General features: G+C 70.2%; 8 protein-coding genes and 1 pseudogene. 3 read left to right on the plus strand and 6 right to left on the minus strand.

The genetic code is table 11. The features are described from left to right. Positions 1-463, plus strand: a pseudogene (locus tag VHK87_RS11800) (Ppx/GppA family phosphatase); the annotation flags it as partial. Between the two features lie 49 nt (positions 464-512). Here VHK87_RS11800 and rnd read toward each other — a convergent pair. Beyond that, the gene (gene rnd, locus VHK87_RS11805) at positions 513-1,691 is read right to left on the minus strand and encodes a ribonuclease D (protein ID WP_329635090.1); all 1,179 of its coding nucleotides are present in this window, start codon (positions 1,689-1,691) and stop codon (positions 513-515) included. 83 nt (positions 1,692-1,774) lie between these two features. Here rnd and purM point away from each other — a divergent pair, with 83 nt between their 5' ends. Next, positions 1,775-2,800, plus strand: a complete 1,026-nt coding sequence (purM, locus tag VHK87_RS11810; RefSeq protein ID WP_329635091.1) for a phosphoribosylformylglycinamidine cyclo-ligase — start codon at positions 1,775-1,777, stop codon at positions 2,798-2,800. 27 nt (positions 2,801-2,827) lie between these two features. On the opposite strand, the gene VHK87_RS11815 is transcribed toward purM, so the two are convergent. The 5 genes from VHK87_RS11815 to VHK87_RS11835 all read right to left on the minus strand — a co-directional run bounded on the left by VHK87_RS11815 (position 2,828) and on the right by VHK87_RS11835 (position 7,488). Next, positions 2,828-3,130, minus strand: coding sequence for a nickel-binding protein (locus VHK87_RS11815; protein WP_329635092.1), 303 nt, complete (start codon positions 3,128-3,130; stop codon positions 2,828-2,830). Between the two features lie 98 nt (positions 3,131-3,228). After that, positions 3,229-5,853: a helix-turn-helix transcriptional regulator gene (locus VHK87_RS11820; RefSeq protein WP_329635093.1), complete on the minus strand. Its 2,625-nt coding sequence runs from the start codon at positions 5,851-5,853 to the stop codon at positions 3,229-3,231. Positions 5,854-5,892: 39 nt separating this feature from the next. Next, positions 5,893-6,513 carry a class I SAM-dependent methyltransferase gene (locus VHK87_RS11825; protein WP_329635094.1) on the minus strand — a complete coding sequence of 207 codons (621 nt, stop codon included), beginning with the start codon at positions 6,511-6,513 and terminating at the stop codon, positions 5,893-5,895. A gap of 45 nt (positions 6,514-6,558) precedes the next feature. Further along, positions 6,559-6,978, minus strand: coding sequence for a nucleoside-diphosphate kinase (gene ndk / locus VHK87_RS11830; protein WP_329635095.1), 420 nt, complete (start codon positions 6,976-6,978; stop codon positions 6,559-6,561). A 78-nt stretch (positions 6,979-7,056) separates the two neighbouring features. Beyond that, positions 7,057-7,488, minus strand: coding sequence for an SRPBCC family protein (locus tag VHK87_RS11835; RefSeq protein WP_329635096.1), 432 nt, complete (start codon positions 7,486-7,488; stop codon positions 7,057-7,059). A gap of 191 nt (positions 7,489-7,679) precedes the next feature. Here VHK87_RS11835 and VHK87_RS11840 point away from each other — a divergent pair. Then, the coding region (locus tag VHK87_RS11840) for an ABC-F family ATP-binding cassette domain-containing protein (protein ID WP_329635097.1) at positions 7,680-9,149 on the plus strand (1,470 nt) is incomplete at its 3' end.

Consider the following 9,149-nt stretch of genomic DNA (forward strand, 5'->3'; position numbering starts at 1 on the left):
GCCGATGTTCGGCCATCGCGACCCGATCCTGCTCGCCGCCGCGTGCCGGCTCGCCGACCTCGGCGCCCGGCTTCACCCGGATCACCGGGCGGACCTGGCCTTCGACCAGGTGCTGCGCGCCCCCATCGCCGGGATGAACCACTGCGAGCGGGCGTTCCTGGCCTGCGCGGTCTTCTCGCGCCATACGGCCCAGGCCGACACGCCGGATCGGACGGCCATCGCCCGCATCCTCACGCCAGAGCGCCGCCTCCGCGCCCGCGCCCTGGGCGCCGCCATCCGCCTCGGCGCGGATCTCTCCGGCCGCAACCCGGCCCTGCTCGCCGCCGCCAAGCTGCGTATAGCCGACGGCAAGCTGATCCTGAGCTCCGCGGCCGGGGCCGAGGCCATCCTGCAAGGCGAGCAAACTCCCAAACGCGCCGGCGCCCTGGCCCAGGCCCTACGGCTGAAGCTGGAGATCGTATGAAACGAGACCTCTCCTCGCTTTCGGGGAGAGGTCTAGATGCTCACAGGCCTCAGCCGTTCGCGGCGGCCTTCGGGGCTCTGCGCACTTCCACCACCCGCACCCGGGCGCCGTCGAGCACCAGGGCGAGCTCGCCGCGCTTGAGCTTTAAGGCGTCCTCGCCGAAGGCCTCGCGGCGCCAGCCGGTGAGCGCGGGCGTCGCCGCCTCGTCGTCGTTGGCGATGGCCTCCAGGTCGGAGACGGTGGCGATCAGCTTGGAGGCGACGCCGGCGTCCTCGGCGCGGGCTTTCAGCAGCACCTTCAGCAGCTCGACCACGGCGCCGGCGGCGGGCGAGCTCTGCGGCTTGGCCTTCTCGATTACCGGGGCGTAGGCCTCCGGGTCCTTCAGCGCCTCGCGGATAGCGGCCAGCAGCTCAGGCCCGAACCTAGACCCCGAGAAACCCTTGGGGACCGAGCGCAGCCGATCAAGCGCGTCGGCGTCGGCGGGGCACTGGGTGGCGATCTCGTCGATCGCGTCGTCCTTCAGGATCCGCCCGCGGGGCTGGTCGCGCAGTTGGGCGGTGCGCTCGCGCCAGGCGGCGACGGCGCGGAACACCGCCAGGTACTTGGCGGTGTGGCGGCGGGGCCGCAGCCGCTTCCAGGCGTTCTCCGGCTCGACGTCGTACAGCGCCGGCTCGGTCAGCGACTTCATCTCGTCGATGACCCAGGCGAAGCGCCCTTCCTTCTCCAGGCGCGCCCGCAGCATCGGGTAGAGCTTGGCCAGGTGGGTGACGTCGGCCAGGGCGTAGGAGAGCTGGGCGTCGGTCAGCGGCCGACGGGCCCAGTCGGTGAAGCGGCTCGACTTGTCGATCTCCACCTTCAGCATCTGGCGGACCAGCGCGTCGTAGGCGATCTGCTCCCCGAAGCCCGCAGCCATGCCGGCCACCTGGGTGTCGAACAGCGGCCGGGGCATGGCCCCTAGGTTGTTGAAGATCTCCACGTCCTGGCGGGCTGCGTGGAACACCTTCTCGATGGACTCGTCCTTCAGCACCTCCAGAAAGGGCGCCAGGTCGAGGCCGTCGGCCAGCGGGTCGATGACCGCCTCGGCGCTGGGAGCCGCGGCCTGGATCAGGCACAGCTTCGGCCAATAGGTCGTCTCGCGCATGAACTCGGTGTCCACGGCGACGAACGGCTGACCCTTCAGCTTCGCGCAAAACGCCGCGAGGTCTGCGGTGGTCGTGATGGGCGTCATCGGCTAGCTATAGCCCCGGGCTCGACCGAGTCTGCAAGCGCCTGTTGCGCAACGCCCACTGTTTTCTCTGAGGCCTTCCCGCCATGTCCTACCGGCCCAACGGGCTCACCTATGCCGAAGCGGGCGTCGACATCGACGCCGGGAACGCCCTCGTCGAGGCGATCAAGCCGCTGGCCGCCTCCACCCGCCGGCCGGGCGCTGATGCGTCGCTGGGCGGCTTCGGCGCGCTGTTCGACCTGAAGGCGGCCGGCTACGCCGACCCGCTGCTGGTCACCACCACCGATGGTGTCGGCACCAAGCTGAAGATCGCCATCGAGACCGGCGTGCACGCGACCATCGGCGTCGACCTGGTGGCCATGTGCGTCAACGACCTTCTGGCGCAAGGCGCTGAACCTCTTCTGTTCCTCGACTACTACGCGACTGGAAAGCTCAACGTTGAACAGGGGGTGTCGGTTGTCTCCGGCATCGCCGAGGGATGCCGCCAGGCCGGCTGCGCCTTGGTCGGCGGCGAGACCGCCGAGATGCCGGGCATGTATGCCGAGGGCGACTACGACCTGGCCGGCTTCTGCCTGGGCGCGGTCGAGCGCGGGGCGGTGCTGCCCAGGCTCGGCGACCAGCAGCCGGGCGACCTGATGGTGGCCCTGGGCTCGTCGGGACCGCACTCCAATGGCTACTCCCTCGTGCGCAAGGTCATTGAGCGCTCCGGCTTGGCCTGGACGGATCCGGCGCCCTTTGAACCTGAGGTTAGCCTCGCCGAGGCCCTGATGCGCCCCACGAGGATCTACGTCCGCTCCGCCCTGCCCCACATCCGCACCGGGCGGCTGAAAGGCGCGGCCCACATCACCGGCGGCGGCCTGATCGAGAATCCCCCCCGGGCCATCGCCAAGCACCTGGTCGCCAAGTTCGATTATTCCGCCTGGACCCTGCCGCCGGCGTTCGAGTGGCTGCAGCAGATGGGCGGCCTCTCCGAGCACGAGCTGCGCCGCACCTTCAACTGCGGCGTCGGCATGATCCTGATCGTCGCCCCCGCTGACCTGCCCGACGTCCTCGACGGCCTGCTGCACGCCGGCGAAGAGGCGTTCGTTTGCGGGGAGTTGGCCGCGGCCTAGACCGCTCGTCAGGCGCGGCCCTCCAAATTAGGCGTTCACCGCCGCCGGTGCGGGATCCGGACGCACGACCACGGTGTTGGCGATCGACTCGATCTCCTCGGCAGGCATTCCGACCCGCGCGGCGTGCTCACGCAGGCTGGCGGCGTCCCTCGCCTGGTAGATGCAGATCGTCCCGAGACGTCCGTCAGTTTCGGCCACGACGTACGACCGGATCCAGCGCACCTGGTCCGACATCTCCTGGTCGCCGATGCGCGCGGACTTGGCCGCCGTGGATTCGAGCTCTGCGGCGTCGGCCCAGGCGCTGCGGCGGCGGATGGCGAATAGTTCCATGATTCAACTCCTGCTCTCTTGGTTTGCGAGTGCAGGAAGCATGAGGGGCGCGCGCGGCCCGCACATCGGGGACACCCCCTGAGATTGGCCGCAAGGGGCTACGCGGACTTTTCCGCCCGGGCGGCGTGGATCGCCAGAAGCGCCCTGGCTTCGGTGCGTGTAGCCACCGAAAGCTTGGCCAGGATGGCCGAGACGTGCGTCTCCACCGTCTTGGGCGAGATCCGCAGCCGGCGCGAGATGAGCTCGTTCGTCAGGCCGCCGCCCAGCAGGTCCGCGATCTGCTGCTCACGCGGCGTCAGGCCCCAGGGGCTCTTGCGGGTCGCCGGACGAGGTCCTCTGGGCACCTGCTTGACACCGCCGCGCCTCAGGTCGCGCCGCAGCGCCGCGGCGGCCGGAGCCGCGCCGATCGAGTCGAAGATCTGCACGGCCGTCCGTCGGGCGTCCAGATCGCCGCGCGCCAGCGCCCGGGCCTGCTCGTAGGGGCAGCCCAAGGCCGCCCAGGCCTGCGCCGCGGCGCCTGACCGCCCGAGCAGTTCCAGCGCATAGGGCTGCGCGATCCACTTCGGAGGCTCCTCGCCCGCACCGCCCAGGGCGCGCCAGTAGGCGGCCTCCCCGCCATGCCACTGATGCCGGTGCCCGATCGCCAGGCTCCATACGGCGTCCGCCTCGGCTCGCGCCCGGGCGAGATCGCCGTCGAGCCAGGCGGCCTCGGCGCGCGCCAGCCTGACCGGCGCCAGCCGTTGCAGCGTTCCCGTCTCCGCCGCCAGCCCCAGCGCTTCGTCGAGCGCTGACCCGGCGCCGGACTCGCCGAGCCGGACCAGCCCGCGGCCGAGCGCCACAAGAGCCATGATACGGGTGATCGCCGACAACCCGCCGGTGGCCAGCAGGCGGCGCGAACTCTCCACGGCCGCGGTCAGCGAGCCTCGATAGACGTCGATCAAAGAAAGCCAGGCGCGCATGTAGTGGGCCTCACCGTCCAGGTCCCGGGAGGTCGCGATCGCCAGGCCTTCCGCCAAGTAGCTCTGCGCCTGATCGAACCGGAACTGCTCGGCGCTGGCGGACCCGGCGTTGGAGTAGGTGAGCGCCAGCAACTCGTAGCTGTTTGACGCCCGCGCCATCTGCTGCGCCCGTTCCACATGGCTCCGCCCCTCGAGATCGTCCGCCACGAGCAGCGTCGTACCGACGGTCATGTGCGCCTCGGCGAGGGTCGCCGCCACCCCGAGGCTGCGCGACATCCGGATGGCGCGACGCCCATAGTGCAGCGCCAGCGCCTTGTCCCGGTCGAGCATCCGCACATGGGCCTGCACCCGAAGCGCTGCGGCCAGTTCGGCGCTGTCGCCGAGCGGCTCGAGAACCTCGATCGCCGCCCGGGCGCTCTGGTCCGCCGCCGCGTTGCGCCCGGCGCGCACGAGCGGGATCGCCACCGACCTCAGACAAACGCCCTGCTGTCGGACATCCCCCAAGCTCCGCCATGCCGCCAGCGCCTCGCTCAGCACTTCTATGGCCTGTTCGAGCCTGCCGGTGGCGACGGACGCTCTGGCGAACTCCATCAACAGTTGGGCCCGTTCGTGCAGGCGCTCCCCGTCGAAGTGGGGCAGCGCCTTGTCCAGCAAGGCCCAGGCCTCCCGAGGCGCTCCGAAGGCCATGGCGTGCCGGGCCGCCACGGGCGCGTTGGCGCGGATCGCCTCCGCATCGCCGGCGCCCAGGGCGTGATGGGCGAGCCGGGCGGCGTCCGTCTCGCCGAGGTCCTGCAGAGCGCGAAGCACGCGCCTATGACCTTCGACCGCCCGCGGCCGACCGATCGCCTGCAGGACCGCGTCTCGCGTGAGCTCGTGCCTGAAGACGACGTCGTCGCCGCGCGAGTGGACCAGTCCCGCCGCCACCGCCGCCTCCACATCGGCGGCCGCAGTCGCGGAGAGCCGGTTAAGCAGCTGAGGATCCGCGCGTCCTGATATCGCGAGGACATCCACCAGGTCCCGCGCGGTCGGCCGAAGGCCCGCCAGGCGCCCCGCGATCAGGTCGCCGACCGCCCTGGGGACCGCGGCCTCGGCCTCCCGCGCCGCTTCGCGGACGAAGAAGGGGTTGCCGCCTGTCCTGGCGTGCAGGAGTTCGGGATCGGATATCACTCCGCTCGTCATCCGCCTCACCGCCTCCACGGAGAGCGGCCGCAGATCGATCCTGACCAGGCTGCGGGAGGTGGCCAGCGCGCCCAGCACTTCGCGCAGCGGGTGGGAGCCGCCGAGCTCGTCGCTGCGGAAGGTGACGGCGACGAGGCTGCGAAGCTGCTCGATGCGCCGCCCTGCGTACCTGATGAAGTCGAGCGTCGCCTGGTCCGCCCAGTGCGCGTCCTCGATGACGATGAAGGCTGGCCCCGCGCGGCGAAACGCCTGCAGCAGTTCCGGGAACCGGTCCTGAGGCGCCTGGGCGCCGGCGAGGAGCGACGAACCACCGGACAGCAGGCCGGCGGCGATCTCAAGGACGGGAGCAAGCGGGCGCGGCACGCCGAGGGACTCGCAGCGGCCCCATGCTGTTCGAGCCGAACGCGGCAGGTCTGCGGCGAAGGCTTCCAGCAGCGAGGTCTTGCCGATCCCGGCTTCGCCGGCGACCAGCACCATCGCGCCGCCCGTCCCGACCGCCTTCCAGGCCAAGGCGAGACTCTCGCTCTCGTCGATCCTCTCAAGCAGGTCCATGGCCGGCGGCATGATCATGCGTGGCGCGCACATTGGGAAGACTCCCCATTGCGGAGGCCAGCCCTCCCAACTTTAGGCCGGCCGCGCCGAGCCCCAGGCGTCGAAGCCCGCCCACTTCGGCGCATTCGGCCGGTAGCCGGTCTCGACCTGATCGATCGCGAACCCGCTCGAGGCGATCAGGCGGCGGATGTCGCGGGTGACGTGGCAGCCGCCGCCGATCGGCTTCCAGAACGGCTCGATGGTCCGCTGCCAGCGCTGGACCTTCGGGTCGGGCGAGAGGCCGTGTTCGCAGAACAGCAGCCGTCCGTTCGGTTTCAGGGCCCGCCGGACGCCGGCGAGCGCGGCGCGCACGTCCGGTATGGAGCACATACAGTAGGTCGTCACGACGGTGTCGACGGCGCTGTCGGGGAGCGACAGCCGCTCGGCCGGCTCGGGCAGAATGTCGATAGGCACGGGCGAGGCCTGCGCCGCTTGGCGGGCGCGGGTCAGCATGCCTTCGGAGGGCTCCAGGGCGTAGAGCCGCGAAACCTTGGCGGGATCGTAGTGGGGAAGGTTGAGCCCGGTTCCGAAGCCGAGCTCGAGGACGACGCCTTCGGCCTGCGGCACGACCTTGCGCCGCTGGGCGTCGATGTCCTGCTGGGCGCAGGCGGCGCCGATCAGCCTGGGCAGGATGTGGCGGTCGTAGAAGCCCATGGCTCGCCCCGGCCGGCGCAGCGCCGGCCGGAGGAGCTTAGCGCATCAGCCCGTGATGTCTTCGTCCTTGAAGAACTGGGCGATCTCGATCTTGGCGTTGTCCTGGCTGTCGGAGCCGTGCACCGAGTTGTTCTGGATGCTTTCGGCGAACAGCTTGCGGATGGTGCCTTCGGCCGCCTGGGCCGGGTTGGTGGCGCCCATCACTTCGCGGTACTTGGCCACGGCGTTGTCGCCTTCCAGCACCTGCACGACGACCGGGCCCGAGGTCATGTACTCGACCAGCTCGCCGTAGAACGGGCGCTCCTTGTGCACCTCGTAGAATTTCTCGGCCTGGGCCCGGGACATGCGGATGCGCCGCTGGGCGACGATGCGCAGGCCGGCGTCCTCGATCACCGCATTGATCTTGCCGGTGATGTTGCGGGCGGTGGCGTCCGGCTTGATGATCGAGAAGGTGCGTTCGGTCATGGCTCACGTGTGCTGGCTGGCGCGGGCGCTCCCGCAAAGAGGCGGCTCCTATAGAGGAGCGGCTCCCCTGCGCCAAGCCTAGCCGAGCGCCTTCTCGAGGTTGCCGAGGATGTGCCCCCAACCCTCCTCGACCCGGCCGACCCAGTCCGCCCACTGCGGGGACATCCGATGGGTAAGTGTCAGCTCGCAGCCGTCCGGCGCCGGCGAGATATCGATGTCGACTTGGCTGAACTCGCCATCCCATCCCGCCGTGCCGAACATGAAGACCAGCTTGCGCGGTGGATCGATGCGGACGAACTCGCCCAGGTGCTCGGCGTCCTGCTCGCCGCGGCGCTCGACGATGGTGAAGCGCCCGCCGACCCGGCCGTCCACCTCGCAGCGAACCAGCTCGCCGCCCTCGGTGCGGAACATGAAGCGGCCCGCGATGTCAGGATCAAGGAAGGCGTTGAACACCCGCTCCGGGGCGGCGCGGAACCGGCGCGTGACGCGCACCACGGGATCTCGGCTCATCCTCCTCGCCTCGCTCAATGTTAAACCAACTGGATGAACAATAGCCGGCGCCGCTCTAGTTTCAACCCTGCGCGGGAAATGCTATCAGCGCGCCTCGTCAGGCCCCGGCGGCGCGACAAATGCCTGACTCCCGCCCGCAGCGATCCACCCTCGCCTGCGCCCTTCCGGCCGCCTGACAGTCCTCGCCTCACATGCTTCAGATCTACGACCTCACCTTCGACGCCTGGGGCCGCCGCTTCTTCGACAGCGCCACCGTCACCCTGCCCAAGGACGCCAAGGTCGGCCTCGTGGGCCGCAACGGCGTCGGCAAGTCCACGCTGTTCCGCCTGATTAAGGGCGAGTTCACGCCCGGCTCAGGCGAGATCGGCATGCCGAAGGCCGCGCGCATGGGCTGGGTGGACCAGGAGCATCCGGCGACGCCGGTTTCGTTGCTCGACACCGTGCTCGCGGCCGACGTCGAGCGGGACAGCCTGCTCACCGAGCTCGACACCGCCCCGCCGGAGCGGATGGGCGACATCTACGCCCGCCTCGGCGAGATCGAGGCCGACCGGGCGCCCTCGCGCGCCGCCGAGATCCTCTCGGGCCTCGGGTTCTCCAACGCCGACCTGTCCCGGCCGATGGCCGAGTTCTCCGGCGGATGGCGGATGCGGGTGGCGCTGGCCGCCTCGCTGTTCGCCGAGCCGGACCTCTTGCTGCTCGACGAGCCGACCAACTACCTCGACCTGGAAGGCGCCCTCTGGCTCGAGTCGCGGCTGAAGAAGTACCCGCATACCACCATCGTCATCAGCCACGACCGCGAACTGCTGAACAACTCGGTGGACCACATCCTCCACCTGCACGAGGGCAAGCTCGACCTCTACGTCGGCGGCTACGACAGCTTCGAGCAGCAGCGGGCCGAGAAGCTTAGGCTCGCCGAAGCCATGCGTGTGAAGGTCGAGGCGCAGCGGGCCCACATGCAGTCGTTCGTCGACCGCTTCCGCTACAAGGCTTCGAAGGCCCGCCAGGCTCAGTCGCGCCTGAAGATGATCGCCAAGCTGCCGCCGGTCACGCAGACCATCGAGGGGCACGTGGCGCCGTTCCGCCTGCCCTCGCCCGAACGCCCCCTAGCCCCGCCGCTGATCCGGCTGGAGGATGGCGCCGTCGGCTACGGCGGCGCGCCGATCCTGCGGAAGCTGAACCTGCGCCTCGACATCGACGACCGCATCGGCCTCCTGGGCGTCAACGGCGCCGGCAAGTCCACTTTCGCCAAGCTGATCGCCGGGGCCCTGCCGCTGCAGGCGGGCGAGATGAAGCGGGACAAGCGGCTGCAGGTCGGCTGGTTCCACCAGCACCAGATCGAGGCGCTGGACCCCATGGACACGCCGCTCGACATCATCCAGCGCGCCCGGCCGCTGCTGACCGAGGCGCAGCGCCGCTCCCACCTGGCCAGCTTCGGCATCGGCCAGGGCAAGATGCAGACCAAGGTGGCCGACCTGTCGGGCGGCGAGCGGGCAAGGCTGCTGCTCAACCTGGTGGCCATGGACCGTCCGCACCTGCTGATCCTCGACGAGCCCACCAACCACCTGGACATCGACAGCCGCCGGGCCCTGCTCGACGCCCTCAACGACTACGAGGGGGCGGTGATCCTGATCACCCACGACCGCTCGCTGATGGAGCTGGTG

Source organism: Phenylobacterium sp., from assembly GCF_036263695.1.
In the GTDB taxonomy this organism is placed as follows: domain Bacteria; phylum Pseudomonadota; class Alphaproteobacteria; order Caulobacterales; family Caulobacteraceae; genus Phenylobacterium.